Below are 25,037 nucleotides of genomic sequence, written 5' to 3'. Positions count from 1 at the left end.
CCGGACAGGCCCCTGCGCAAGTGCGGGTGTGCGGCCGCCCGCGCGGGTCAACAGAAACCGGAAACGAAACGCGATTGATCGGCAGGCCGGAGGCGTCAGGCGGCCTCCGCTTCCTTTTCCTTGAGCTCGAGCTGCCCGCTTGCGGAGAGGCGAATCGCCTCCTGCGTGATCGAGCGCCTCGCGATCGCGATATCGCGGGGATTGATGCCGGCATCGCCGGCGGCGAGGTCCGATTCGATCATGCGCCGCTGGCGGGCGCCGATGGAGGCGAGAATAGACTCGCGCAACTCCGCAGCAGAACCTCTGAGCGCCATGGTGATGACGTCGGTGGAGACGTCGTTGAAGAGCTGCACGCGGCTGCGCTGCGGCATGAATAGGATGTCGTCGAAGAGGAATATCTTCGGCCGGACCTTCTTGACCGAATCGGTGCTGATCGTTTCGAGCGAGGCGAGCAGCGTGTCCACCTGCGGCTTATCGAGCTCGTTCATCACTTCGGCGATCTTAGCCGGGCCGGGCGAGTTGCGCTCGGCCTCCATCTCTTCGATGATTTCGATCACCCGCGCCTCGATGATTGCCGCCGCCTTCGGGTTGACGTTCTTGATGTTGACGGCACGGTTGAGAATCTCGGGCCGCTGCTTGTCGGACAGCTGCAGCAGCACCTTGGCGCCGAAGCTCGACGGCATCATCGACAGAACATAGGCGATCGTCTGCGGATGTTCCCGGGCGAGCAATTGCGCGATGATCGCCGAATCGCAATCCATCAGCCTGTCCCAGATGCTCGCCTCGTAGGACTGGAAGGTGGCGCGGCGGCCGAGGAGGCCGTCCACCTCGTCAGGCGTCAGGCCCTCTTCCAGAATGCTCTCAATGGCCTTGGCATTGTCCATGAGGCCTGCACCTTCGGTGAAGAGATCCTCGAACTCGTTGACGAGCGCTTCCAGTTCGTGCGGCGGCACGGCTCTGAGCGACTGTGCCGCGGCGATGATGGCCTGCAGCTCGCTCTGGGTGAAGAATTTCAACAGATTCCCGGCAATCGACTTGCCCATTGCGAGCAGCACCGCCGCCGCCTTTTCCGTCTGGCTCAGCGGTTGTGCGAGCGCCTGAGCCTGTGCCTCGAAACTTCCGAAATCCGTCATGGATTCATCCCCGCCCGATCATCGGGCTCCTAGTGAGTTGAAACGGGATGCGGGCGGAAAACCGCTTACACCTTTCCGCATCCCGCTCTATTTCCTGCTGCCTTTGATCTCCAGGAGCTTGACGCCGAAGCGGGTCACATCGCCCTCGAGAACGGTGATTTCTCCGCGGCCGATCACCCGGCCGTTGACCATGATCTCCACGGGTTCGCCGATCTTGCGGTCGAGCGCGATCGTTGCGCCCTCGGTGAGCGCCATGAGGCCGGAGACCTGCATGCGGCTTGTCCCGAGTACGATCTGAACATCGATCGGGATGTCCATGATTAGGTCCATATTGGCGGTCATTCCGCTGCCGGGCGCTGTTTCACCGGCGGCCGGTGCCGCATCGAAATCCGCGCCGGGAACCGCGGAGTCCGCGCTGAAGCCGGATTCCGCGAAGTCGCCGCCGAAATCCCCGCCGAATCCAGCGCTGTCGGCGGAACCGAAGTCGCTGCCGAAATCCACGGGCTGTTCGAGCGGCCCGGCGGCGGCGAAATCGGCGCCGAAGTCAGCCTCGCCGTCCTTCTTGAGAACGCCGCGCAGGTCGTCGATCGCCTGGTCGAGCTCGGCGTCTGCCGCGAATGCGGCCGGTTCTGCGATGGGTGCTGCTTTCTTGGGTGCCATGTGCCGAATATTCCAGTTGAAGCTTGCCTCAGGCATTCTGCCAGGCGAGGGAGGATTAACTCATAATGTGGCGAAGGATGTCCTGCTCGGAGCCGTGGGTATCCTTGACCCGGACCGTATATCGCGAACCCGAACGGCCGAACTCGCAGACATAGAGGTCGCGCCCGTTGGCGCTCACCTCCACGCGGACATCCTGCCCGTCGTGAAATGGGATGACATCCCCGGGCTGCAGGCGGCTGAGAGTGTCGAGCGTCAGGCTTTCTAACCGGATGCGTGCCTCGAGCGCGACGGCCGATCGGCGGACCTGCTCCTCCAGCTGTTCCGTCCATTCGGTCTTCGCGTTCCGGTCCTCGGCGGCACCTTTGCGAGAGATGATGCGAGTCTTGAGGAGCGTGCTTTGCGGGACGATGACCGAGAAAGTGGAGAGCACCGGCCCGAGGCCTATGGTCATGTCGATCGAGGCTGCGAAGACGTCTTCAAGCACTGGATCGGGCTTTGGCCGTTCCGCGCTGTTGTAAGGACGGCCGACAACGGGCTCGAACCCGCCGGGCGCGTTCACTGCAGTGCGCAGGACCTCGGCGATGCCATGAAACACCGGCAAGGCGACATCGATCTCGATCTTCGACAGAGAGCGTGGGGCCGGCTCCTCGATGCTCGTCGGTTCGGCCCCGAGCAGAGCCTCGACAAGTGCGATCAGGACCGGACTGTCGCAGCCGACCTGGAAGTCCGCGCACCAGTTTCTCAGGGAGAGATCGCCGAGCAGGACCCCGTCTCCGAGAGCAGCGATGAGCTCGTTGCGGAGCCCCGTCCGGAAGCCCGCATAGGCGATCGTGAAGTCGCATCCGGTCTCCGATTGCAGGACACCGGGCAGGAGTTCGGCGAAGACCTGGGCAAGCTCGAGTGCGGTTCGGCCGATGGCCTTGTCGTCGCCGAGCGCGCCGGTCATGCGCGCGATCAGCCTTCTGTCGAATGCATGGACGTTCGATGCGGTGCTCGTGCTCATGTCAGGCCGCCTTGCTTTCGCTGCCGCCGCCGGGATTCATCATTTCCTGTTCGACCGCATCGATGGACGGCCGTTCATAGGCGGAGATGGTCTTGCGGCCGTATTCGAGTGCGACCTGCGGAACCGAACCGTTCATGTAGGCAAGCAGCGTCTGCTTGACGATGACATAGAGCCGGTTCTGCTTTTCCCGTACGGACTTGATGTTTGCGACGAGGGGGCCGACGATCGAATAGGAAAGGAACACGCCGAGCAGCGTTCCGACGAGTGCGGCGGCGATCTTGGCGCCCAGCACTTCCGGTGCTTCGCTGATCGCGCCCATCGCCTTGATGACGCCGAGAACCGCCGCGACGATGCCGATCGCCGGCAGCGCATCGCCCATGCTCGTCAGCGCGTGGTAGCACTTCATCTTGTCGTGGGTGATCGTCTGGATTTCCTCGTCCATCAGCGCCTCGATCTCATGCGAGCGGGCGTTGCCGATGATGATCAGCCGCACATAGTCGCAGATGAAGGCGGTCAGCTCCTTGTTCTGCAGAACGGTGGGTGCGGACTGGAAGATCGAGGATTCTTCCGGATTGTCGATGTGGCTCTCGATCTCGTTGCGAGACTTCGTCCGCAGGTCGCGCATCAGGCTGTAGAGGACGCCGAGCGTGTCGAGGTATTGACGTTCCTTCGGCACCTTGTGCCTGAAGGCCTCGCCGAGCGCCTTGCCGGTGTCTTTGACCACCTTCATCGAGTTGGCCATGATGAAGCCGCCGATGCCGGCCCCGCCGATGATCATCAGCTCGAAGGGCTGGTTGAGGACTTCCAGGTGGCCGCCCATCGCCATGTAACCGCCGAGGATACAGCCGAAAGTCACAAGAAGCCCGATGATGATGTTCATTGCCGATACCTGTCGCGATCGTGATTTTCCTCCGTTGAAATAGGATCCGATCCTTGCGTGAGGCTGGCCGCGGAGACCCGGCGTCCGGGACAGGTTCGCGCAAGCCAACGGCGTCAGGGTTGTTGGCCAGGGTAGGATCGCATCGCGTCCGAACCCCGACAGTCGGTGCGGGCTGAAGACCGCACACATTTCCTCACGCTTCATGCGACAGGGCGAGCCGATCGTGACGACGACCTATACGAGCTACAGGCTGATCACTGCGGATCTGACGAAATCGCTGGAACGCGTTTCGGCGCAGCCGGACGTCGCCCGCGAGACGGAATACTATCTGTCGAAGATCGGCAGCATCAAAACGCTCGACGATTTCTTCGCCGACAGCCGGCTCTACAACTACGCCATGAAGGCGCACGGCCTCGAGGACATGGCCTATGCCAAGGCCTTCATGCGCAAGGTGCTCGCCGAAGGCATCGACAGTGACGACGCCTTTGCCAACAAGCTGGCCGACGGGCGCTACAAGGCGCTGGTGGAGTCGTTGAATTTCGCCCGGCACGGCGAAGCCGCTACTGCCTTCGAGAGGGCGCAGAAGGGCGTAGCCGAAAAATACACGCGGCAGACGCTGGAGCAGAAAGCCGGCGAGGAAAACACCGGCGTGCGGCTGGCGCTCTATTTCCAGCGCATGGCGCCGACGATTGCCAATGGCTACGAAATCATGGCCGACGAGGCCCTCTCGAGTGTGGTCCGTACCGTCCTGCAGCTGCCGGCCGAATTCGCGGCCGCCGATGTGGATCGTCAGGCGGAGGCCTACGAGGCGGCGATCGATTTCAAGGCTTTCCAGGACCCTCAGAAAACAGCCGAGTTCCTGGACCGCTTCACCGCCCTTTGGGAAATCGACAATCCTTCCGGCGGCTATGACCCGCTTGCGGTTTTCGGCGCGTCGAGCGGCTACGGAATTTCTCCCGACCTGCTTCTGACCATCAACAATCTCAAACTCGGGGGACGCTAATTTGCAGACCGGTCTCTATGTCGCGCTTTCGTCGCAGATGGCGCTTGAAAAGCGCCTGAATACGCTGGCCGACAATGTCGCCAACTCCAACACGGTCGGCTTCCGCGCCACGGAAGTGAAGTTCAACCAGGTGCTTGGCGACACCAGGCCGACCAAGGTTTCCTATGTGTCGGAAGGCGAGGAATTCCTGAGCAGCAAAACCGGCGCGCTCGCGCGCACCGGCTCCGCGCTCGATTTCGCCATCAAGGGCAACGCCTGGTTCTCGATCGAGACGCCCGGCGGCCCGGCGCTGACGCGCGACGGCCGGTTCACGCTGACGGAGACCGGCGAGCTCGTGACCATCAAGGGATATCCGGTGCTCGATGCCGGCGGCGCGCCGATCCAGCTGAACGGCGGTGCCGGTGAAATTACCGTCGGTGCCGATGGAGCCATTCACCAGAACGGCGTGCAGATCGCCCTGCTCGGGCTTTACGAGACGGATTTCAGCAAAGGCTTCATGCGTTACGACAACAGTTCCGTTATGCCGGCTGTCCAGCCGGAGCCGGTCGTTGACCGGTTCGATGTCGGCGTGATGCAAGGCTTCCTGGAGGAGTCGAACGTGAACGCCGTACAGGAAATGTCGCAGCTGATCATGATCACCCGCGCCTTCGACAACGTCACCGCGCTGATGCGCGACAGTGAGGGATCGCTCGACAAAGCCATCGAGACGCTCGGCGGCAGCCGTTGATGATTCTGTCGACGGAATTTAGGGCGGGACGGAACGGAAAGCCGGATGGCACGCGAAGCTGCTGAAAAAACTGCAACGTCGACGTCGCTCGCGGCGCTCGCCGGGCTGGTCGAGCGCTATGCAAATCCCGACTTTGCCATCGCACCGGGCGGCCATGTCCAGACGATTTCGCCGGGGCACTACACGGTCAGCGGCCTGTCGCGGCATGTCCGGCTGGGGGACTTCGTCGCGCACAAGAGCACGACCGGCACCCATCTCGGCGAAGTCGTCCGCGTGGAGCCCGAGCGGGTGGTCGTCTGCCCGATCGAACCGGGGGACCCGATCGGCATCCATGACGTCGTCATCCGCAAGGGCGCCTTCCGCATAGCGCCGACCGACAACTGGTGCGGCCGCACCATCAATGCGCTGGCCGAGCCGATCGACGGTCTGGGTCCGCTGCTGCAGGGCGACATCCGCCGCTCGATCGCGAACACCGCGCCGCCCTCCATGACGCGAAAGCGGGTGGAGCAGGGCTTCAAGACGGGCGTGCGGGCGATAGACATCTTCTCCCCGCTCTGCCTCGGGCAGCGCCTCGGCATCTTCGCGGGTTCCGGCGTCGGCAAATCGACGCTGCTTTCCATGCTGGCCCGCGCCGACGCCTTCGACAAGGTGGTGATCGCGCTGGTCGGCGAGCGCGGCCGCGAAGTGCGCGAGTTCATCGAGGACACGCTGGGCGACAATCTTTCGAAATCGGTCGCCGTCGTCGCCACCAGCGACGAGAGCCCGATGCTGAGAAAAATGGCTCCGCTGACCGCCGTCACGATTGCCGAACATTATCGCGACAGGGGCGACAACGTGCTGCTCATCGTCGACAGCGTCACCCGTTTCGCTCATGCGATCCGCGAGGTGGCGACGGCAGCGGGGGAGCCGCCGATCGCCCGCGGCTATCCGGCTTCGGTCTTCACCGAATTGCCGCGGCTGCTTGAGCGCGCCGGGCCCGGCGCCGAGGGAACGGGCACGATCACGGCGATCATTTCGATCCTGGTCGACGGCGACAATCACAACGACCCGGTCGCCGACTCGGCGCGCGGCATTCTCGACGGGCACATCGTCCTCGACCGAAGCCTTGCCGAAGAGGGGCGCTACCCGCCGGTCAATCCGCTCGCCTCCATCTCGCGCCTCGCCAGAAAGGCCTGGACGCCGGACCAGGAGAAGCTGGTCGCCCGGTTGAAATCCTTGATCCACCGCTTCGAGGAAACCCGGGACCTCCGGCTCATCGGCGGCTATCGGCCGGGCGGCGACGCCGATCTCGACATGGCGATCAAGCAGGTGCCGGTCATCTACGACGTATTGAAGCAGATGCCCGGCGAACGGCCCGCCTTCGACGCCTTCACGGACCTCGCCAACGTGCTGAAGGCAGCCGCGATGGGCAATCAGCCGGGCGCCGCCGGCCTGCGCGGAAGGGGATGAATTTGACGGACTTCGATGCAGACGAGATCGTGCGCCAACGCCGCCGCGAAACCGGGATGCCGCTGATCGACAAGATACTCGGCGCGATCGGCCTGGCCATGGCTGCCTGCGCGACGTTGCTGCCCTGGTACGTCTATCTGCATCCGGAGAAATTCTCGATGCCTTCGCTCTGGCAGGGAACGACGCGCGATCTGCCGGAGCGCCCGGAACGGCAGATCCTCTCGGTGTCGCCGCTGGCGATGACGGACATGGACGAGGAGACCGCCGCCGCGGTCGATCGCCTGACGACCGCGACGGTGCCGGGACTCGACCAGGATCCCGCCGAAGGCACGGACATGGGGGCTCCCGATCAGCCGTTCCCCGCAAAAGAGAGCTTCAAACTCATGCACGTCGCCAATGGCCGCGCGCTCATCGAGGATGCCAGCGGCATGTATATCGTCCGTATCGGTTCGGTATTGCCGGACAACAGCCGGCTTGCGACCTTCGAGGAGCGCGACGGCCGCTGGGTGATGATCACGTCCAAGGGCGAGATTTTCGCGGCGAAGTAGCGCCTTTGCCGAGGCGTGGCGAAGGACGTCCAGACCCTTCCCAACCCCTCCGGAGGGGCTTTTCGGGCCGCGAGGGTGCGGCAGAAATAGCCCCGCCCCTTGTGGGGAGGGGTCGGGGACGGGCCTTATGAGACGCCCGAAACGGTTCCTTCCGCATCCTCGACAAGTCCCACGCAAGATTACCGGCCTAGGTTCGCCATCATCAGCAGGAGCTCTTGATGGAACCGATTCAGCTTTTCGAACTCGCGTCGCGGCAGGCCCAGTGGCTCACCGTCCGCCAGAACGTGGTGGCGGGCAACATCGCCAATGCCAATACGCCGCACTACAGGGCGAAAGACGTCCAGCCCTTCGAAAGCGTGCTCCAGAACACCGGCATCCAAATGGCCGCGACGCATCGCGCCCATTTCACCGAGAGCCCGGAAGCCGCCCATGTGACCGAAGTCAGCGCTCTCGACGATGTGGCGGTGCAGCAATCCGGCAATACGGTCGCGCTCGAAGAGGAATTGATGAAGACCGGCGCGATCAAGCGCGACTACGAGCTCAATGCCGGGCTGGTGAAGTCCTTTCACCGGATGATTCTCATGACGGTACGGAAGTAAGCGACCATGGATCCATTGACCTCCGCCCTTAAGGTTTCCGCCTCCGGTCTGCAGGCGGAATCGACGCGCCTGCGCATCGTCTCGGAAAACATTGCCAATGCCCGCTCCACCGGTGACGCCCCCGGCGCCGATCCTTTCCGCCGCAAGACGATCAGCTTCGCCGCGGAGGTCGACCGGGCAAGCGGCGCGTCCCTCGTCGAGGTCGAACGCCTCGGCACGGACGATTCCGATTTCAACATCGAGTTCGACCCGGGCAATCCGGCCGCCGACGAAAAGGGCATGGTGAAATTGCCGAACGTCAACATCCTGATCGAGATGGCCGACATGCGCGAGGCCAACCGCGCTTACGAGGCCAATCTGCAGACCATCAAGCAGTCTCGCGATCTCATCTCCCAGACAATCGACCTGTTGAGGGCTTCGCAATAATGATCGACGCAATTCAGTCCTTAGGGGCGTTTTCGACCATCAGGGAGACCGAAGGCGCCGGCCCGACCTCTTCCGCCTCGCTCGTTATGCCGGGTGCCGGCGCGGCCGCGCCTCAGGCGGGGAGCTTCGCCGAAGTCCTCGGCAACATGACCACGGACGCCATCCGCTCGATGAAGTCTGCCGAGGGGGTCTCGCTTCAGGCGATCCGCGGAGAAGCGAATACCCGCGAAGTCGTCGATGCCGTCATGAGCGCCGAGCAGTCTCTCCAGACCGCAATCGCCATCCGCGACAAGGTGGTCACCGCCTATCTCGAAATCGCGCGCATGCAGATCTGAGGAAAAGACACATGAAGGCCCTTTCCATCGCCGCCACGGGCATGAACGCCCAGCAATTGAATCTCGAAGTCATCGCGAACAACATCGCGAACATCAACACGACCGGCTACAAGCGGGCGCGCGCAGAATTTTCGGACCTGCTCTACCAGACCGAGCGGGCGCAGGGCGTCCCTAACCGCTCGAACCAGGCGATCGTGCCGGAAGGCGCGATCATCGGCCTGGGCGTCCAGACCTCCGCCGTGCGCAACCTTCATATCCAGGGCAGCCTCGTCAATACCGGCAACGACTACGACCTCGCGCTCGTCGGCCGCGGCTGGTTTCAGATCGAGACGCCGGATGGCGAGACGGTCTACACCCGCTCGGGGGCTTTCAACACCAATGCTACGGGCCAGCTCGTCACCATCGATGGCTATACCGTGGTTCCGGGCGTCACCGTGCCGCAGGACGCGACCGAGATCGTCTTCACCTCGTCGGGCCAGGTGATGGTGCGGATCGGCAACGACACGGAACTGCAGGAAGTCGGACAGCTGACGATCGCGAACTTCGTCAACGAGGCGGGCCTCGAGCCGATGGGCGAGAACCTGTTCCGGCAGACGCCGGCGTCCGGGGATCCGATCGTCGGCACGCCGGCCGATCCGGGCTTTGCACAGATCAAGCAGAACTACCTGGAATCTTCGAACGTCGACCCGGTCAAGGAAATTACCGACCTCATCTCGGCCCAGCGTGCCTATGAGATGAATTCGAAGATCATCCAGGCCGCGGACGAAATGGCCGCCACGGTGAGCAAGAACCTGAGGTAACAGGAAGAGGAGGCAAACATGATGTTTCGCCGATCCCCCGGAGGAAAAGCAATTTCAGGCGGCCTCGCGCAGCCGGCGCGTGCCGTTCTGTTTGCCGCAATGGCGGGTTGCCTGCTTTCGCCGGCCGCAGCTCTTGCCGAGCCGCCGACGGCCGTCATTCCGAAGCAGACGATCTATCCCGGCGAAAAGCTCGATGCGAGCATGCTGGAGGTGGTCGACGTGACCAACCCGGACCTGCGCGACGGCTATGTGCGCTCGATCGACGAGGTCGACGGCATGGTGACCAAGCGGACCCTTCTTCCCGGGCGGGTCATCCTGGCCTCGGCGTTGCGCGAGCAATATGCGGTCGAGCGCGGCTCCACCGTTCGTCTCGTCTTCAACAATGGCGGTCTGACAATAACGGCCGCCGGCTCGCCGCTGCAGGATGCCGCGGTCGGCGATCTGATCCGCGTGCGCAACGTCGATACGGGCGTGATCGTCTCCGGGACGGTGATGGCGGACAGCACGATCCATGTGGTGGCGAAATGAACATCAATGCATGCAAGTGGCTGCTGACGCTCGCGGTGGTCTTCGCCACGAGCTTGACCTCTGCCTATGCGGCCTCGCGGATCAAGGACGTCGCGTCCCTGCAGTCGGGCAGGGACAACCAGCTCATTGGCTACGGCCTGGTGGTGGGCCTGCAGGGCACCGGTGACAGCCTGCGCTCGTCTCCATTCACGGATCAGTCGATCCGCGCCATGCTGCAGAACCTCGGCATTTCCACGCAGGGCGGGGACTCGCGCACGCGCAACGTCGCCGCGGTGCTCGTCACCGCCACGCTCCCGCCCTTCGCGAGCCCCGGCAGTCGGCTCGACGTGACCGTCGGTTCCCTGGGCGATGCGACTTCGCTGCGCGGCGGGACGCTGGTCATGACCTCGCTTTCGGGCGCCGACGGCCAGATCTACGCCGTGGCGCAGGGCTCGGTGGTCGTCAGCGGTTTCAACGCGCAAGGTGAAGCCGCCCAATTGAGCCAGGGCGTGACCACGGCGGGACGTGTCCCGAACGGCGCCATCATCGAGCGGGAACTGCCGTCGAAATTCAAGGACGGCTTCAATCTGGTGCTGCAGCTGCGCAACCCGGACTTTTCCACCGCCGTCGGGATGGCCGCGGCGATCAACAAATATGCCGCGGCCCAATTTGGCGGCCGCATCGCCGAGGCCTTGGACTCGCAGTCCGTCCTGGTCCAGAAGCCGAAGATGGCAGATCTCGCGCGCCTGATGGCCGACGTGGAAAACCTGGTGATCGAGACCGACGCGCCGGCCCGGGTGGTCATCAACGAGCGCACCGGCACGATCGTCATCGGCCAGGACGTCCGCGTCGCCGAAGTGGCCGTCAGCTACGGTACGCTGACGGTGCAGGTCAGCGAGACGCCGACGATCGTCCAGCCGGAGCCGTTCTCGCGCGGTCAGACGGCCTACGAGCCCAACACCACGATCGAAGCGCAGGCCGACGGCGGCACGGTCGCCATCCTCAACGGCTCCAGCCTGCGTTCGCTCGTCGCGGGCCTGAACAGCATCGGCGTCAAGCCGGATGGGATCATCGCGATCCTCCAGAGCATCAAATCGGCGGGAGCCCTACAGGCGGAGCTTGTTCTGCAATGACCGGAAACTTCGATCGTCTTTTCGGCCAGGCACGCCGCGTTCTCCTGGGCTCGGTCGCCGCCGCGCTCATGCTTTCGATGCCCGGTGCTTTCGCGCAGGACGTCACGTCGCCGCCGGCCGACAGCGCGACCGCGAGCGAAATCGAAAAGTTCTGCACCAATATCGCCGACGCCGCGCGCGACCAGCGCTACGTTTTGCAGCGCCAGGATCTGGAGAAGCTGAAGGCGAATGTCGACGAACGGATTGCGACGCTGGAGGCGCGCCGGGCGGAATACGAGGACTGGCTTAAGCGCCGCAACGATTTCCTCAAACAGGCGGAGCTCGGCCTCGTCGACATCTACAAGACGATGAAGCCGGATGCCGCCGCCGGCAAGCTCGAAATGGTGCGTGCCGAGATCGCGGCGGCGATCGTCATGCGGCTGCCGCCACGCCAGTCGTCGCTGATCCTGAGCGAGATGAGCGACGAAAGGGCAGCGGTGCTGACCAACATCATTTCGAGCGCGAGCGACCCCAATACCTCCAAGGAGCCATCATGAGAACGCGCATCACGGCCGTACTGGCCGCAGGGCTCCTGGCGGGTTGCCAGAATCAGGCCTTCAACGAGATAGGGCGGGCGCCGGCCATGAGCCCGATCGGCAGCGGCCTGCAATATACGCAGACGCCGCAGCTAGCCATGTATCCGAAGCAGCCGCGCCACGTCACCAACGGCTACTCCCTGTGGAACGACCAGCAGGCGGCCCTCTTCAAGGATGCGCGCGCGATCAATATCGGCGACATTCTGACGGTCGACATCCGTATCGACGACAAGGCCTCCTTCGAAAACGAGACGGACCGCAGCCGCAAGAATTCGAGCGGCTTCAATCTCGGCGCCAGCGGGCAGTCCCAGACGAGCGACTTCGCCTGGTCGGGCGATCTCGAATACGGCTCCAACACCAAGACCGAAGGCGACGGCAAGACCGAGCGTTCGGAGAAGCTCAGGTTGCTGGTCGCCGCGGTCGTGACCGGCGTCCTCGAAAACGGCAACCTGCTGATCAGCGGCTCCCAGGAAGTGCGCGTCAACCACGAGCTGCGCATCCTCAATGTCGCAGGCATCGTCCGACCGCGCGACGTGGACGCCGACAACGTCATTTCCTACGACCGCATCGCCGAGGCGCGCATCTCCTATGGCGGCCGCGGCCGCCTGACGGAGGTCCAGCAGCCGCCGTGGGGTCAGCAGCTCGTCGATCTCGTCTCGCCCCTCTGATCGGCCGGAAGTACAAATGGAAGAAATCGAGAGCAAAGAAACGAAGGTCCCCTCGCGGCTGACGACCATCGCGGCGGTGGCGGTGCTGACGCTCGTCGCCAGCGGCGGCGGCTGGCTTGCAGGCATGCTGCTCGCGCCGCCGCCGTCCGAGAAGACGGAAATCCCGGCCGAGCTTCCCGCCAACGCGACCGGCGAGGAGGACATACCGAAAATCGCCGCGGTGGCACACGGCATCGTGCAGCTCGATCCCATTACGACGAACCTTGCCTATCCGGCAGAAAACTGGGTTCGCCTGGAGGTCGCGCTCCAGTTCGATGGCGCTCCCGACGTTGCGCTGGCGGAGACGATACACCAGGACATTGCAGCCTATCTGAAGACCGTGTCGCTGCAGCAGATCCAGGGGCCGCGCGGCTTTCAATATCTCCGGGATGACATCCAGGAGCGGGTTGACCTGCGCTCCGAGGGCCGCGTAACGAATGTGATGTTCCGCACCTTCGTCATCCAATGATTCGCTGATGCTCCGGTTTGCCACCTTCATAATCGCCATGATGGCGATGTCGGGAATTGCCGGGGCTCAGAGCTTCCCCGCCGATATCCTGAACACGCCGGTCGATGGCTCCGTCGCCTCGTGGATCATCCGCACCTTCGGCCTCCTGACCGTCCTTTCGGTGGCCCCGGGTATCCTGATCATGGTGACGAGCTTCCCGCGCTTCGTCATCGCCTTCGCGATCCTGCGCTCAGGGATGGGGCTCGCCACGACGCCCTCCAACATGATCATGGTGTCGCTCGCCCTGTTCATGACCTTCTATGTCATGGCGCCCACCTTCGACCGCGCCTGGAGCGACGGCATCGATCCGCTCCTGAAGAACGAGATCTCCGAGACGGAGGCGATGCAGCGGATGTCGGAGCCCTTCCGCGAATTCATGCTGGCCAACACCCGCGACAAGGATCTGCAGCTCTTCATCGACATCGCTCGGGAGAAGGGCCAGACCGTCGTCGTCGACGAGAAGGTGGACCTGCGCGCCGTCGTGCCGGCCTTCATGATCTCGGAGATCCGCCGCGGTTTCGAGATCGGCTTCCTGATCATGCTGCCCTTCCTCGTGATCGACCTGATCGTCGCGACCATCACCATGGCGATGGGCATGATGATGCTTCCCCCGACGGCGATTTCGCTGCCCTTCAAGATCCTGTTCTTCGTGCTGATCGACGGCTGGAACCTGCTCGTCGGCAGCCTGGTGCGCTCGTTTATCTGATGTGGCGCAGACGGCGCGCGCCCTCGGGTAGCTTGCCTCTACAAGACTCCGTTAAGCATAGGATTTTACAGGCGATTAACCACGCTTTCGCCGAGGCCGGATGAAGTCTTCTCCGGTTAAACAGTTGGCAATGAATGGCTGCGAATTTCGTCCTCACACGACGGGTTTGGTATCCATCACGAGTTGAGCGGAGCCGAGTGGCATGATGCCGGACCGTCGGGACCGGTAGCGTTTTTAAGTCCGGTATGTCCCCCAATCAGTATTTCGTAGGGACAACGAATATGACCAGCATTCTCACCAACAACTCCGCAATGGCCGCGCTTTCGACGCTGCGCTCGATCTCCTCCAGCATGGAAGACACGCAGAGCCGCATCTCCTCCGGCCTCCGCGTCGGCTCGGCCTCCGACAACGCCGCCTACTGGTCGATCGCGACCACCATGCGCTCCGACAACATGGCCCTTTCGGCCGTTCAGGACGCGCTCGGCCTCGGTGCTGCCAAGGTCGATACCGCTTACTCCGGTATGGAATCGGCCATCGAAGTCGTCAAGGAAATCAAGGCGAAGCTCGTAGCTGCCACCGAAGAGGGCGTCGACAAGGCCAAGATCCAGGAAGAACTCGATCAGCTCAAGGATCAGCTGACGAGCATCGCCGACGCAGCGTCCTTCTCGGGCGAAAACTGGTTGAAGGCTGAAGTTGGTACGACCGTGAACGTGGTCGCTTCGTTCGTCCGCGACGATACCGGCGCCGTCTCGGTCAAAAAGGTTGGCTACAACCTTGACACCAACTCCGTTCTGTTCGATGCGGCCGGCAACAACACCGGCATTCTCGACAAGGTCTATGACGTTTCGCAGAAGAGCGTGACTGTCACCGTCAACACCGACGGCGTGAAGGAAGAAGTTACTGTTGCAGCTTACACGATCGACGAGCTGATCGCCGCCGGGGCAACGTTCACGACCAACACTACCGCCAGCGGTGAAACGACACAGCTTGCAGAAGCAACCGCTACGGCTGGTCAGGTTAACACGGGCGAGTTTTTCGTCCAGGTCAATGATGATACCTGGGTTCTCGCAGCGGATGTCACCGGCACCGGCCAGGAAGCCTTGCATTACGATGGTACCGCAGTCTACTACGGTGTCGATACGACCAATGACCCGGCTACCGATGTCGATGCGCCGCAGTCTATCAAGGATCTTGATATCACAGGTCTGGACGCCACTCAGCTTGACAACATGATCTCCGCCGTCGATGAGGCGCTGTCGGATATGACCAGCGCGGCCGCCTCGCTTGGTTCGATCTCCTCGCGTATCGACATGCAGAGCGATTTCGTCAACAAGCTCTCGGACTCGATCGACTCGGGCGTCGGCCGTCTCGTCGACGCGGACATGAACGAAGAATCGACCCGCCTGAAGGCTCTGCAGACTCAGCAGCAACTCGCCATCCAGGCCCTGTCGATCGCCAACTCGGACTCGCAGAACGTCCTGTCGCTCTTCCGCTAAGGGACATCAATAGCTGGATGCAGGCTACTTGTGCCTGCGTCCGGCTCATTCGAACCGCGCCACGGAAACCGGGCGCGGTTTTTTGCTTTCTTCCATGGCCATCGGCATTTCACTTTTTCTTAAACATCCTATGGCACGCGCGTGCGCGCAGAGGTTGAAAAAGTTTTTGGAATTGTTGCTCCTTAGTGCTTCATTAACCAAGCCGGTATTATCTAACCTCATCGAAAGGACGGGCTAACCCCAGCGATAACAGCTGGTTAGCAAGCATGACGTTGACCGTCTTTCGCCGGTGGAACCGGAATGTCCCTTCTCATCAGCCATCAAGGGGCACTAAACCATGACGAGCATTCTCACCAACATTGCGGCCATGGCCGCTCTCCAGACTCTGCGTACCATCGGCTCCAACATGGAAGAGACGCAGGCGCATGTCTCCTCCGGTCTGCGCGTCGGACAAGCCGCTGACAACGCCGCCTACTGGTCGATCGCGACCACCATGCGCTCCGACAACATGGCCCTTTCGGCCGTTCAGGACGCGCTCGGCCTCGGTGCTGCCAAGGTCGATACCGCTTACTCCGGTATGGAATCGGCCATCGAAGTCGTCAAGGAAATCAAGGCGAAGCTCGTAGCCGCCACCGAAGAGGGCGTCGACAAGGCCAAGATCCAGGAAGAACTCGATCAGCTCAAGGATCAGCTGACGAGCATCGCCGACGCAGCGTCCTTCTCGGGCGAAAACTGGTTGAAGGCTGAAGTTGGTACGACCGTGAACGTGGTCGCTTCGTTCGTCCGCGACGATACCGGCGCCGTCTCGGTCAAAAAGGTTGGCTACAACCTTGACACCAACTCCGTTCTGTTCGATGCGGCCGGCAACAACACCGGCATTCTCGACAAGGTCTATGACGTTTCGCAGAAGAGCGTGACTGTCACCGTCAACACCGACGGCGTGAAGGAAGAAGTTACTGTTGCAGCTTACACGATCGACGAGCTGATCGCCGCCGGGGCAACGTTCACGACCAACACTACCGCCAGCGGTGAAACGACACAGCTTGCAGAAGCAACCGCTACGGCTGGTCAGGTTAACACGGGCGAGTTTTTCGTCCAGGTCAATGATGATACCTGGGTTCTCGCAGCGGATGTCACCGGCACCGGCCAGGAAGCCTTGCATTACGATGGTACCGCAGTCTACTACGGTGTCGATACGACCAATGACCCGGCTACCGATGTCGATGCGCCGCAGTCTATCAAGGATCTTGATATCACAGGTCTGGACGATGCCCAGCTCGCCGCCATGATCTCCGCCGTCGATGAGGCGCTGTCGGATATGACCAGCGCGGCCGCCGATCTTGGCTCGATCGCCATGCGCATCGACCTGCAGAGCGATTTCGTCAACAAGCTCTCGGACTCGATCGACTCGGGCGTCGGCCGTCTCGTCGACGCGGACATGAACGAAGAATCGACCCGCCTGAAGGCTCTGCAGACTCAGCAGCAGCTCGCCATCCAGTCGTTGTCGATCGCCAACTCGGCTTCGGAAAACGTCCTTACGCTCTTCCGCTAATCCGACACGGAAAGGCGGTCGCGAACTGAGCGACCGCACCCTGACCGAAACTTCAAAGGGGCCACGCTCATCGAGCGTGGCCCCTTTCTTCGTTTCCTCGGCGAATAAGCGCGTTTAACCTTTGTTAACCATAACCGCGCTAAGTGGGCTCAACGCAACGAACGGTTAACCAAGACGAAGAAGCGGTTAACGGCATGATGCCTCGCGTTCGTTCCCCCGGGTGGCCGGGATGTCCCTTTCCAACTAGCCATTCAAAGGGGCCCGTAATGACCAGCATTCTCACCAATGTTGCAGCGATGGCTGCACTCCAGACGCTCCGCGGTATCGACTCCAATATGGAGGAAACGCAGGCTCGCGTTTCCTCCGGTCTCCGCGTCGGCACGGCGTCCGATAACGCCGCCTATTGGTCGATCGCGACCACGATGCGATCGGACAACATGGCGCTTTCCGCCGTTCAGGATGCCCTGGGTCTCGGTGCGGCCAAGGTCGACACGGCCTATGCCGGGATGGAGAATGCCGTCGAGGTGGTGAAGGAAATTCGCGCCAAGCTCGTCGCTGCGACCGAAGACGGCGTCGACAAGGCCAAGATCCAGGAAGAGATCGAACAGCTCAAGCAACAGCTGACGAGCATTGCGACGGCCGCTTCCTTCAGCGGCGAAAACTGGCTCCAGGCGGATATCACCACGCCTGTGACGAAGAGCGTAGTCGGGTCCTTCGTCCGCGATTCCTCGGGCGTCGTGTCCGTAAAGACGATCGACTATGTTCTCGACGGCAGCTCCGTTCTCTTCGATACCGTTGGCAACAACGGGATTCTGGACAAGGTTTACGATGTCTCCGAGTCCAGCGTAACGCTTTCGATCAACATAGGCGGCGTCGTCGCCGAACATACGGTTGCGGCCTACACGGTCGACGACCTCATCGCCGGCGGCGCGGTATTCCAGGGCAACTACGCCCTTGCCGGAGGTGTGAACTATGTCAAGGTAGAGGGCGTTTGGGTCGAAGCAGTTGCATCGTCCGCCGCGCCGGGTCAGGAAGTCGCTGCCGTGACGACCGCTGCAGCTCCCATTACCGCCGATTCCTGGGTCGTAGACACGTTGGCGGGGCCGGTTACCAGCGCACCTGCACCTGCCTCGATCGAGAATATCGACATCACCAACGCCGCGCAGGCAGCAAACCTCGATGCGCTGATCAGGGGCGTCGATGAAGCGCTCGAGGATCTGATCAGCGCCACATCGGCGCTGGGCTCGATTTCCATGCGCATCGGCATGCAGGAAGAGTTCGTATCGAAGCTCACCGACTCGATCGATTCGGGCATCGGCCGCCTTGTCGATGCCGACATGAACGAGGAGTCGACCAGGCTGAAAGCGCTGCAGACACAGCAGCAGCTCGCGATCCAGTCGCTCTCCATCGCCAACACCAATTCGGAAAACATCCTCCAACTCTTCCGTCAGTAAGCGGCGCCCCGGCTAGGGGGCGGCTTCGTCCCGCTCTGAAGGAGAAAAACCGCGGCTCGCAAAGGGCCGCGGTTTTTGCATTTTGGCGGCGACCTTGCGCCAGACTTGCCGGATTAATGAATCCTTCATGTTTGTTATTGGTTCGTTAACGCCGTTAACCTTTTCTTAACCATCCTCGTTAATGGTTCGTTAAGAACGGCGGTCTGTCACCCAGGGCAAAAAGGTGTCAGCGCGCATGACGCCTCACCGTCGTTGCCGGCTTTCCGGAATGGTCCGATTTCCCCAACCAGGGCAGCACAGCCCCAGGGTGACCACCAATGACCAGCATCATGACCAACCCCGCCGCCATGGCGGCGTTGCAGACATTGCGCGCGATCAACCATAATCTCGAGACGACTCAGGGCCGCATCTCCTCCGGCTACCGAGTCGAAACCGCGGCGGACAACGCCGCCTACTGGTCCATCGCGACCACGATGCGATCGGACAATGCCGCGTTGTCGACGGTCCACGACGCCTTGGGCCTCGGCGCCGCCAAGGTCGATACCTTCTACTCGGCGATGGATACGGTCATCGACGTGATGACCGAGATCAAAGCCAAGCTCGTCGCGGCAAGCGAGCCGGGCGTCGACAGGGATAAGATCAACAAGGAAGTGGCCGAGCTCAAGAGCCAGTTGAACTCGGCCGCGCAGTCCGCCTCCTTTTCCGGCGAGAACTGGCTCTATAACGGTGCTTCAGCAGCACTGGGCACCAAATCCATCGTCGCCTCCTTCAACCGCAGCGCCGACGGCAGCGTTACGGTCTCGACGCTCAATTACGACACCGCCAAATCCGTCCTGATCGACGTCACCGATCCTGCGCGCGGCATGCTCACCAAGGCGGTGAATGCGGACGCGCTTCAATCCACTCCGACCGGCACGGCGCGCAACTACTATCTCATCGATGCAGGTGCAGCTCCCGCGGGCGCGACCGAGATCGAGATCGACAACGCAACGACCGGTGCGCAATTGGGCGACATGATCAGCGTCGTCGACGAGCTCATCAGCCAGCTGACCGACTCCGCCGCCACGCTTGGCGCCATCACCAGCCGCATCGAGATGCAGGAAAGCTTCGTCGCCAATCTGATGGATGTGATCGACAAGGGCGTCGGGCGTCTCGTCGATGCCGACATGAACGAGGAATCGACACGGCTGAAGGCGCTGCAGACGCAGCAGCAGCTCGGCATCCAGTCGCTCTCGATCGCGAACACCACCTCCGAGAACATTCTCCGCCTGTTCCAGGAGTAACGACATCGCTTTCCGCCGTGCCGCCGGTCATCGGCATCGGTCGGAGAAAGGTTGGACCGCGCTATTGCCCTGGCGCGGTCCAACACCTTCGCACAAGTTTGACCGGATAGCCTTCCTTCGCAGTCATGTTGGAAATTGCCGGCCGGAAACCACTCCGGCTGCCGCTTGCATCGCGCTTCGCCTTCCGCGAACCGCTGCAGAATCAAGAATGCCGGTCCGTCGCTATTCGGGCGAACGGGCCTAAGGAGACGGTCAAGACGTGTCGGGCTCTATGGATTTCCGGGCCGCAAGCGAGCCTTCGCAGATGCGGCTGGCAATATCGGCCTTCGCCGAGGTGAGCCGGGAGGCGTGCCGATGAGCGCGTCGCTGTCCCGCTATCTCAAGGATTTCAGCCCGCCGAAGATCGAGCTGACGCGGGTAACGCCGAGATATTTTCCGGATCTCGACACCGACCTTTCGCAGAACCGTGCATGGGCGGAGCCGGTCATGCCCGAGATCGATATCGACGCCGAGCGCAGCGAAGCATTTGCACAGGGACGTGCCGAGGCCAGCGCCGAACTCGCTCTCGAACATCAGAAAGAGATCGCCGATCTCAAGGCGCGCCACGCAGAAGAGATCGACGCCCTGAAGCAGCGCCTCGAGGAACAGGCAGCCGCCAGGATCGCCGCTGGTTTCGGCGAAATGGCGGATCGGCTGGCGCTCGCGCTCGGCGACCAGGCGGCGCGCGTCCTCGCTCCGGTCATGGACGAGGCGCTCGCCAAGCGCGCGGTCGAGAACCTGGCCGGCATGGTCCGGCACGGCCTCGCTGCCGGTGAAGGGATCGCGATCACGGTGCGGGGCCCGCTTGCGCTTTTCGAGACGTTGAAGGCCCTGCTGCCCGAAGCGACCGCGTTCCGTCACGTCGAAAGCGATGATGTCGACCTGACCGTCGAAATGGGCGAGGCGATACTGGTGACGCGAATGGCCGCGTGGTCCGATACTGTTCGCAAGGTTCTGGCATGAACGACGAGAGCAACGGCAAGAACGAAATCATCATCGTCCGGCGTTCGGCAGAGAGCCACGACGGCCATCACGGCGGCGGGTGGAAGATCGCCTATGCCGACTTCATGACCGCGATGATGGCCTTCTTCCTCGTCATGTGGCTGATCAACGCCGCGAACGAGGAGACCAAGGCGGCGATCGCCGCCTATTTCAATCCGGTGCAGTTGACCGATCAGAAGCCGGCGGAGAAGGGCCTCAAGGATCCTGCCAAGGATGCGCAGGGCGAACAGACGCAGCAGCGCTCCAAGGTCGACGGCGAACAGGCCAAGTCGGGCGGTTCGGCCAAGACCGGCGATCAGCTGACGGCGACCTCGGGCGAAGAGACCAAATATTCGGATGCCGATTTCTTCGAAAATCCTTACTCGGTCCTGTCCGAGATCGCCCGCGAAGTGGGCCACGAGGCGAATATCAGCGTCAAGGGCGACGGCGGGGCGGCCCAGTCCGGGCCGTCAACCGGAGCCGCCGGGGGCGAAGCCTATCGCGATCCCTTCGACCCGGACTTCTGGACCAAGCAGGTGGAAGTGAAGGACGCCGGCAACACGGCCGAAAGCGACATGGCGTCAGCGGCACTCAGCACCCCCGAAGCCGCCTCCGGGCCGAAAGCGCCGGACAGCGCGGAGGGCGCAAAGGCCGCGGATGCACCCGAGAACCAAGCCCCGGCTGAAAATCCGCAGAAGGAAGCCGAAGCCCTGAAGGCTGAAATCGAAAAGGAACTCGGGGGCGATGCCGGGCGGCTTCTCGAAAGCCTCGCCGTAACCCCGGCCGAGGGCGGCCTGCTGGTGACGATCAGCGAGCAGACGGATACGCCGATGTTCGCGGTCGGGTCCGCCGTGCCGCAAAAGGAACTGGTGCTCGCGATGGAAAAGATCGGCAGGCTGCTTGCCGAGCGACCGGGCGCTGTGGCCGTTCGCGGCCATACCGACGGGCGGCCGTTCAAGGATGGCACCTACGATAATTGGCGCCTTTCGGCGGCACGTGCCCAGAGCGCCTATTACATGCTGGTGCGCGGCGGCCTGAAGGAAGAGCGCGTGAAGCAGATCAGCGGCTTTGCCGACCGCCGGCTCCAGGTGCCGAACGATCCCTATGCGCCTGCGAACCGGCGGATCGAAATCCTGCTGCAGTCGGGCCAGGGCTGAGAAATGCTGAAGCGGCTCTGCATCGTTCTTGCGGCATCGGCCCTTGCCGCTCCCCTCGCGCTTGGCCCTGCCCGCGCGAGCGGGAATGAGGAGCTCACGCCTTACAAGATGATAAGGTCGCTGCAATATGTGCAGGATTCGGTGGTGCTCGGCGACCATTCGGCGATCGAGATGCAGCGCTTCATGCTCGGCGCGATCGACGAGCGGCTGAGGGCCGCCGATCCTTCGGCGTTTCGCAATCCGCGCAATGTCGACGCGGCTCTCGTCTATGTCATGAGCGGCGGCAATCCGGCGACGCTCGACCTTCTGGCAGACCGCGACATCGAGGGCAATTTCGACTCGCGGGTGACCGATGCGCTCAGGCACTATCTGAACGGCAAGGGCCCTCTGATCGTCGAGAATCTCACCAAGGCCGCCCCGGAATACAAGAATTCACGCATCGGTCCGTATCTGTTCCTGATCCTTGGCAACGCCATGTCGCAGCAGGATCCGGTCGAGGCGATGAAACATTACGATTGGGCGCGCCTGACGGCACCGGGCACCATCATCGAGGAGGCTGCCCTTCGCCGTTCGGTCTCGCTGGCGGCGCGGGCCGGCCTTCCGGAGAAGGGCTTTCGCTATGCGCTGAACTACGCGCGGCGCTATCTGACCTCACCCTATGCGAGCCAGTTTGCCGATGTCTTCGTCGAGCTGGCGGTCGCCCATTTCGACGAGGCGGCCGATGGGCGCGTCTCGGAGGTACTCTCCTTCATGGACAGTGCGCGCCAGCGCGAGGTCTATCTGCGGGTGGCGCGCCGCGCCGCGATTGCCGGCAACCAGGCCCTGGCGCGGCTGGCCTCCAGGCGCGCCGAGGAACTGGCAGGGGATGACAGTTCCCGATCGCAGGTGCTTGCGAGTTTCTACGAGGGGCTGGCCGCCGTGCCGTCCGCCGATGTCTTTTCGGCCGCCGAAGCCCTTGAAGCGATCCCCGACGAAAAGCTGTCCCCGCGCGACCGCGCCCTGCGCGAGGCGGCCAAGGCCGTTGCCGATGCGGTGGTCCGGCCACCATTGGGAGAAAGCCCGGCGCAAGCACCCGGGCCTATAGCGGAAAGACCGGCCGGGGAGCAAAGCGAGCTGGTTGCGGAGGAAAGCGGAAGCGGCATGAGTCCCTTCGGGCAGCCTTTCGAGGGGTCGTCCGACAGGCCAACCGAGATGCCGGCCGAGGCCGGGACGGCCGAAGCCGATATCGCCGCTCCAGGCGATCCGGTGCTCGAAGGCTTTCTGGCCAGCGGTCGTTCGAAGATCGACGAGATCGATGCGCTGCTGAAGAGGGAAGGACAATGAGGCCTCTTGACGAGAGTTTGCGCGCGCCCGCCGCCAACAGGCCGGCACAGTCGCTGAGTGTTCGGGGTCAGCCGGAGGCCGAACCGGGGGCCTTTGGCGAGGCGATCGCCGATGCAGGCCGCCGCAGGACGCAGGGGCAAGCCGGCCAGGCATCTGCCGATGACGCGCGACGGGATCCCGTCGCGAACGGCGGCAACGCCTCGGCTGTGACGAAGATGGACGGCTTTGGCGCGGATGATCCGGCATTCATGGCGGATGCTGCGGCGCCCGACGCTCGGCCCGCCTCCGGGCGCGCGATCGTGACACCGGGTCAGGCGACGAAATCATCGCAGCACGGCCACCCTGCCGGCACGCCGCATCTGTCGCGGGAACGTGAAGGTGCCCAAGAGGAAATCGACCAGCCGGCGGAGCGGGCGGTGATCCGCTCGCGTGGATCGGTGCAGACCTCGCGCGAGACCGTTGATGAAGCGTCGGTCGTAATGGCGAGGGAAGGCGGGGAGAACGGCGACCCTGCCAGCGGAACCGTCTCCGATCTCCTGTCGATGCTCGCCGGCGCCGCACCGGCGGCGGCCGCGGCTTCGCAGCCGGAAGGCAGGCCAAAGCCCGCCCCGGCGGTTCGCGAAGGCTTGGACGGTCTGGCAAAGACGGTAGGCGGCATATCGCCGGAAGTGGCGGACGGCGAGCATCCGCAGATCGGGGAGGTGAACGGCGACGGCGAGCCGGACCGGCTTTTCCGCTTCGCCCGTGCCGACGGCAAGGGGCAAGCCGTTTCCATGAGCATTTCGCGGGATGGCGAGCGGGCAGTCGTGGAGAACAGCCGATCGTCGGTCAAATCCGGAGTGGAAACCGTGACCGTTCTGGAGGCGCGCCGCTATCTCGGCCTTGCGCTCAACGAGAACGCTACGTCGGTGACGAGCGCGATCGCCGGCGATAGCGGATGGGCCGAGGCATTGCAATCGAGCGCCGCGACGACGAAGCCCGAAGCCTGGAGCCAGGCCGGCAAGACGCTCAATACGCTGAAGATCCAGATGCACCCGGTCGACCTCGGCATGGTGACGGCGACGCTGAGACTGAAGGACGACGAGCTTCAGGTCGATCTGAAGGTCGAAACCGGTGAGGCCTTCCGCCAGCTCAGCGACGACCAGAGCGAATTGGTGAAGGCCCTGCGGGCGCAAGGATTTGCGGTCGACCAGGTGAACATCGTCTTCAACGGCGGCGGAGATTCCGCAAATGGCGGCGGTGGCCAGTCCCAGTCTCAGGCCCAGGCTCAGTCACAGCTCGGCTACGAGGGCCGTGAGCGGGCAGGTGATGATGGACAGGGGCGTCAGCCGCGGGATGGCGGCCGGGCGGCGGCGGAAAGGTGGGCGGGCAATGATGCTACGGACGATATGGTTGACGGTGCCGAGCGTTCTCGCTCTGGCCACGTCTACATGTAGCGCCCTTGCGAGCGCAGGCGTGTGCGAACGCGAGATCGCGTCCGCGGCCTCCAAATACGGCGTGCCGACCGGGATCTTATATTCCGTCGGATTGACCGAGACGGGCCGCAAAGGGTCCCTGCAGCCCTATGCGATGAACATCGAAGGCAAGGCCTATTTCGGGGCAAGCGTCCAGGATGTTCTCACACGTTTCGGCGCGGCGCGTGCCGAGGGCGCCAAGCTCATCGATCTCGGCTGCATGCAGATCAACTATCACTTTCACGGCGAGCATTTCAGCTCTCCCGAGGAGATGCTCGATCCGCGCAGGAATGTCGAATATGCCGCCCGCTTCCTGTCCAATCTGCGCGCCCGGCACGAGAGTTGGACGATGGCGGTCGCTCGCTATCACGCCGGCCCCAACAACGACCCGGCGCAGAAAAAATACGTCTGCCGCGTCATCGCAAACCTGGTCGCGACCGGGTATGGCAAGTGGACGCCGAACGCGCAGCAGTTTTGCCGATAACCGACTTACGGTTGCATTGTCGCAGCCGCTGCCTCATTGTGGCGACAATGCGGACAGATTGTGATCGCAAGCGATTTCAGCATATCGCGTTAACTTTTCAACATCATGTTAGTGG

Annotated in this window: 27 protein-coding genes; 23 read left to right on the top strand and 4 right to left on the bottom strand. The window is 62.9% G+C overall.

Going from position 1 to position 25,037, the window contains the following annotated elements; translation table 11 throughout:
• Window positions 1–95: 95 nt before the first annotated feature.
• The 4 genes from fliG to motA form a co-directional block, all read right to left on the bottom strand.
• Window positions 96–1,133, bottom strand: coding sequence for a flagellar motor switch protein FliG (gene fliG, locus N0Q91_RS14770; protein ID WP_275596776.1), 1,038 nt, complete (start codon window positions 1,131–1,133; stop codon window positions 96–98).
• 87 nt (window positions 1,134–1,220) lie between these two features.
• Window positions 1,221–1,793, bottom strand: coding sequence for a flagellar motor switch protein FliN (gene fliN / locus N0Q91_RS14765; RefSeq protein WP_275596775.1), 573 nt, complete (start codon window positions 1,791–1,793; stop codon window positions 1,221–1,223).
• 55 nt (window positions 1,794–1,848) lie between these two features.
• Window positions 1,849–2,796, bottom strand: coding sequence for a FliM/FliN family flagellar motor switch protein (locus N0Q91_RS14760; RefSeq protein ID WP_275596774.1), 948 nt, complete (start codon window positions 2,794–2,796; stop codon window positions 1,849–1,851).
• Between the two features lies 1 nt (window position 2,797).
• Window positions 2,798–3,676: a flagellar motor stator protein MotA gene (motA, locus tag N0Q91_RS14755; protein WP_018094219.1), complete on the bottom strand. Its 879-nt coding sequence runs from the start codon at window positions 3,674–3,676 to the stop codon at window positions 2,798–2,800.
• Window positions 3,677–3,899: 223 nt separating this feature from the next.
• On the opposite strand from motA, the gene N0Q91_RS14750 reads away from it, so the two are divergent.
• From N0Q91_RS14750 to N0Q91_RS14640, 23 genes are all read left to right on the top strand, one after another.
• On the top strand, window positions 3,900–4,679 hold the full coding sequence (locus N0Q91_RS14750) for a DUF1217 domain-containing protein (protein ID WP_275596773.1): 780 nt from the start codon (window positions 3,900–3,902) through the stop codon (window positions 4,677–4,679).
• Window position 4,680: 1 nt separating this feature from the next.
• Complete coding sequence (gene flgF, locus N0Q91_RS14745) at window positions 4,681–5,406, top strand: flagellar basal-body rod protein FlgF (protein WP_275596772.1); 726 nt, start codon at window positions 4,681–4,683, stop codon at window positions 5,404–5,406.
• 45 nt (window positions 5,407–5,451) lie between these two features.
• Window positions 5,452–6,855: a flagellar protein export ATPase FliI gene (gene fliI / locus N0Q91_RS14740; RefSeq protein ID WP_275596771.1), complete on the top strand. Its 1,404-nt coding sequence runs from the start codon at window positions 5,452–5,454 to the stop codon at window positions 6,853–6,855.
• On the top strand, window positions 6,852–7,403 hold the full coding sequence (locus N0Q91_RS14735; RefSeq protein WP_275596770.1) for a flagellar protein: 552 nt from the start codon (window positions 6,852–6,854) through the stop codon (window positions 7,401–7,403). Before fliI ends, N0Q91_RS14735 begins: the two co-directional genes overlap by 4 nt.
• A 218-nt stretch (window positions 7,404–7,621) precedes the next feature.
• On the top strand, window positions 7,622–8,002 hold the full coding sequence (flgB, locus tag N0Q91_RS14730; RefSeq protein WP_003529904.1) for a flagellar basal body rod protein FlgB: 381 nt from the start codon (window positions 7,622–7,624) through the stop codon (window positions 8,000–8,002).
• Between the two features lie 6 nt (window positions 8,003–8,008).
• Entirely contained in the window at window positions 8,009–8,428 is a 420-nt protein-coding gene (gene flgC, locus N0Q91_RS14725) for a flagellar basal body rod protein FlgC (RefSeq protein WP_003529902.1), read from the top strand.
• Window positions 8,428–8,763, top strand: a complete 336-nt coding sequence (gene fliE, locus N0Q91_RS14720) for a flagellar hook-basal body complex protein FliE (RefSeq protein WP_100669589.1) — start codon at window positions 8,428–8,430, stop codon at window positions 8,761–8,763. The genes flgC and fliE overlap by 1 nt, the downstream gene beginning before the upstream one ends.
• 11 nt (window positions 8,764–8,774) lie before the next feature.
• Window positions 8,775–9,563, top strand: a complete 789-nt coding sequence (gene flgG, locus N0Q91_RS14715; protein WP_018094226.1) for a flagellar basal-body rod protein FlgG — start codon at window positions 8,775–8,777, stop codon at window positions 9,561–9,563.
• A gap of 18 nt (window positions 9,564–9,581) precedes the next feature.
• The gene (gene flgA, locus N0Q91_RS14710; RefSeq protein WP_275596769.1) at window positions 9,582–10,091 is read left to right on the top strand and encodes a flagellar basal body P-ring formation chaperone FlgA; all 510 of its coding nucleotides are present in this window, start codon (window positions 9,582–9,584) and stop codon (window positions 10,089–10,091) included.
• The gene (locus tag N0Q91_RS14705; protein WP_100669587.1) at window positions 10,088–11,203 is read left to right on the top strand and encodes a flagellar basal body P-ring protein FlgI; all 1,116 of its coding nucleotides are present in this window, start codon (window positions 10,088–10,090) and stop codon (window positions 11,201–11,203) included. The genes flgA and N0Q91_RS14705 overlap by 4 nt, the downstream gene beginning before the upstream one ends.
• Window positions 11,200–11,739: a MotE family protein gene (locus N0Q91_RS14700; RefSeq protein WP_275596768.1), complete on the top strand. Its 540-nt coding sequence runs from the start codon at window positions 11,200–11,202 to the stop codon at window positions 11,737–11,739. Before N0Q91_RS14705 ends, N0Q91_RS14700 begins: the two co-directional genes overlap by 4 nt.
• On the top strand, window positions 11,736–12,446 hold the full coding sequence (flgH, locus tag N0Q91_RS14695) for a flagellar basal body L-ring protein FlgH (RefSeq protein ID WP_003529888.1): 711 nt from the start codon (window positions 11,736–11,738) through the stop codon (window positions 12,444–12,446). Before N0Q91_RS14700 ends, flgH begins: the two co-directional genes overlap by 4 nt.
• Window positions 12,447–12,462: 16 nt before the next feature.
• Window positions 12,463–12,954 (top strand): flagellar basal body-associated FliL family protein, encoded by a 492-nt coding sequence (locus tag N0Q91_RS14690; RefSeq protein WP_275596767.1) that lies wholly within the window; start codon window positions 12,463–12,465, stop codon window positions 12,952–12,954.
• 7 nt (window positions 12,955–12,961) lie between these two features.
• Window positions 12,962–13,699: a flagellar type III secretion system pore protein FliP gene (gene fliP, locus N0Q91_RS14685; RefSeq protein WP_018094231.1), complete on the top strand. Its 738-nt coding sequence runs from the start codon at window positions 12,962–12,964 to the stop codon at window positions 13,697–13,699.
• 281 nt (window positions 13,700–13,980) lie between these two features.
• Entirely contained in the window at window positions 13,981–15,195 is a 1,215-nt protein-coding gene (locus N0Q91_RS14680) for a flagellin N-terminal helical domain-containing protein (protein WP_275596766.1), read from the top strand.
• A 337-nt stretch (window positions 15,196–15,532) separates the two neighbouring features.
• On the top strand, window positions 15,533–16,747 hold the full coding sequence (locus N0Q91_RS14675; protein ID WP_100669579.1) for a flagellin N-terminal helical domain-containing protein: 1,215 nt from the start codon (window positions 15,533–15,535) through the stop codon (window positions 16,745–16,747).
• A gap of 266 nt (window positions 16,748–17,013) precedes the next feature.
• Window positions 17,014–18,201 carry a flagellin N-terminal helical domain-containing protein gene (locus N0Q91_RS14670; protein WP_100669577.1) on the top strand — a complete coding sequence of 396 codons (1,188 nt, stop codon included), beginning with the start codon at window positions 17,014–17,016 and terminating at the stop codon, window positions 18,199–18,201.
• 317 nt (window positions 18,202–18,518) lie between these two features.
• Entirely contained in the window at window positions 18,519–19,484 is a 966-nt protein-coding gene (locus N0Q91_RS14665; protein ID WP_275596765.1) for a flagellin N-terminal helical domain-containing protein, read from the top strand.
• A 354-nt stretch (window positions 19,485–19,838) separates the two neighbouring features.
• Window positions 19,839–20,486 (top strand): hypothetical protein, encoded by a 648-nt coding sequence (locus N0Q91_RS14660; RefSeq protein WP_275596764.1) that lies wholly within the window; start codon window positions 19,839–19,841, stop codon window positions 20,484–20,486.
• Window positions 20,483–21,661, top strand: coding sequence for a flagellar motor protein MotB (locus N0Q91_RS14655; protein WP_275596763.1), 1,179 nt, complete (start codon window positions 20,483–20,485; stop codon window positions 21,659–21,661). Before N0Q91_RS14660 ends, N0Q91_RS14655 begins: the two co-directional genes overlap by 4 nt.
• Before the next feature lie 3 nt (window positions 21,662–21,664).
• On the top strand, window positions 21,665–22,984 hold the full coding sequence (gene motC / locus N0Q91_RS14650; RefSeq protein WP_275596762.1) for a chemotaxis protein MotC: 1,320 nt from the start codon (window positions 21,665–21,667) through the stop codon (window positions 22,982–22,984).
• On the top strand, window positions 22,981–24,420 hold the full coding sequence (locus tag N0Q91_RS14645; RefSeq protein ID WP_275596761.1) for a flagellar hook-length control protein FliK: 1,440 nt from the start codon (window positions 22,981–22,983) through the stop codon (window positions 24,418–24,420). Before motC ends, N0Q91_RS14645 begins: the two co-directional genes overlap by 4 nt.
• A complete protein-coding gene (locus N0Q91_RS14640; RefSeq protein WP_033047239.1) occupies window positions 24,359–24,922 on the top strand; it encodes a transglycosylase SLT domain-containing protein in 564 nt (187 codons plus the stop codon). The genes N0Q91_RS14645 and N0Q91_RS14640 overlap by 62 nt, the downstream gene beginning before the upstream one ends.
• Window positions 24,923–25,037 lie beyond the last annotated feature (115 nt).

The organism is Sinorhizobium prairiense (assembly GCF_029201645.2).
Lineage (GTDB): Bacteria > Pseudomonadota > Alphaproteobacteria > Rhizobiales > Rhizobiaceae > Sinorhizobium > Sinorhizobium meliloti_A.
The sequence above is the reverse complement of the archived record's forward strand: the minus strand, read 5'-3'. Positions and strand labels throughout refer to the sequence as shown.

Excerpts from the sequence above, each read along its gene's own strand:
- N0Q91_RS14665 (WP_275596765.1), top strand. The coding sequence starts at position 18,519 with ATGACCAGCATCATGACCAACCCCGCCGCCATGGCGGCGTTGCAGACA.
- N0Q91_RS14700 (WP_275596768.1), top strand. The coding sequence starts at position 11,200 with ATGACCGGAAACTTCGATCGTCTTTTCGGCCAGGCACGCCGCGTTCTC.
- flgG (WP_018094226.1), top strand. The coding sequence starts at position 8,775 with ATGAAGGCCCTTTCCATCGCCGCCACGGGCATGAACGCCCAGCAATTG.
- N0Q91_RS14660 (WP_275596764.1), top strand. The coding sequence starts at position 19,839 with ATGAGCGCGTCGCTGTCCCGCTATCTCAAGGATTTCAGCCCGCCGAAG.
- N0Q91_RS14675 (WP_100669579.1), top strand. The coding sequence starts at position 15,533 with ATGACGAGCATTCTCACCAACATTGCGGCCATGGCCGCTCTCCAGACT.
- N0Q91_RS14680 (WP_275596766.1), top strand. The coding sequence starts at position 13,981 with ATGACCAGCATTCTCACCAACAACTCCGCAATGGCCGCGCTTTCGACG.
- N0Q91_RS14705 (WP_100669587.1), top strand. The coding sequence starts at position 10,088 with ATGAACATCAATGCATGCAAGTGGCTGCTGACGCTCGCGGTGGTCTTC.
- N0Q91_RS14655 (WP_275596763.1), top strand. The coding sequence starts at position 20,483 with ATGAACGACGAGAGCAACGGCAAGAACGAAATCATCATCGTCCGGCGT.
- N0Q91_RS14760 (WP_275596774.1), bottom strand. The coding sequence starts at position 2,796 with ATGAGCACGAGCACCGCATCGAACGTCCATGCATTCGACAGAAGGCTG.
- N0Q91_RS14645 (WP_275596761.1), top strand. The coding sequence starts at position 22,981 with ATGAGGCCTCTTGACGAGAGTTTGCGCGCGCCCGCCGCCAACAGGCCG.
- flgA (WP_275596769.1), top strand. The coding sequence starts at position 9,582 with ATGATGTTTCGCCGATCCCCCGGAGGAAAAGCAATTTCAGGCGGCCTC.
- flgH (WP_003529888.1), top strand. The coding sequence starts at position 11,736 with ATGAGAACGCGCATCACGGCCGTACTGGCCGCAGGGCTCCTGGCGGGT.
- N0Q91_RS14670 (WP_100669577.1), top strand. The coding sequence starts at position 17,014 with ATGACCAGCATTCTCACCAATGTTGCAGCGATGGCTGCACTCCAGACG.
- fliI (WP_275596771.1), top strand. The coding sequence starts at position 5,452 with ATGGCACGCGAAGCTGCTGAAAAAACTGCAACGTCGACGTCGCTCGCG.
- flgC (WP_003529902.1), top strand. The coding sequence starts at position 8,009 with ATGGATCCATTGACCTCCGCCCTTAAGGTTTCCGCCTCCGGTCTGCAG.
- fliP (WP_018094231.1), top strand. The coding sequence starts at position 12,962 with ATGCTCCGGTTTGCCACCTTCATAATCGCCATGATGGCGATGTCGGGA.
- N0Q91_RS14690 (WP_275596767.1), top strand. The coding sequence starts at position 12,463 with ATGGAAGAAATCGAGAGCAAAGAAACGAAGGTCCCCTCGCGGCTGACG.
- N0Q91_RS14735 (WP_275596770.1), top strand. The coding sequence starts at position 6,852 with ATGAATTTGACGGACTTCGATGCAGACGAGATCGTGCGCCAACGCCGC.
- motC (WP_275596762.1), top strand. The coding sequence starts at position 21,665 with ATGCTGAAGCGGCTCTGCATCGTTCTTGCGGCATCGGCCCTTGCCGCT.
- motA (WP_018094219.1), bottom strand. The coding sequence starts at position 3,676 with ATGAACATCATCATCGGGCTTCTTGTGACTTTCGGCTGTATCCTCGGC.
- flgB (WP_003529904.1), top strand. The coding sequence starts at position 7,622 with ATGGAACCGATTCAGCTTTTCGAACTCGCGTCGCGGCAGGCCCAGTGG.
- fliG (WP_275596776.1), bottom strand. The coding sequence starts at position 1,133 with ATGACGGATTTCGGAAGTTTCGAGGCACAGGCTCAGGCGCTCGCACAA.
- fliE (WP_100669589.1), top strand. The coding sequence starts at position 8,428 with ATGATCGACGCAATTCAGTCCTTAGGGGCGTTTTCGACCATCAGGGAG.
- N0Q91_RS14640 (WP_033047239.1), top strand. The coding sequence starts at position 24,359 with ATGCTACGGACGATATGGTTGACGGTGCCGAGCGTTCTCGCTCTGGCC.
- fliN (WP_275596775.1), bottom strand. The coding sequence starts at position 1,793 with ATGGCACCCAAGAAAGCAGCACCCATCGCAGAACCGGCCGCATTCGCG.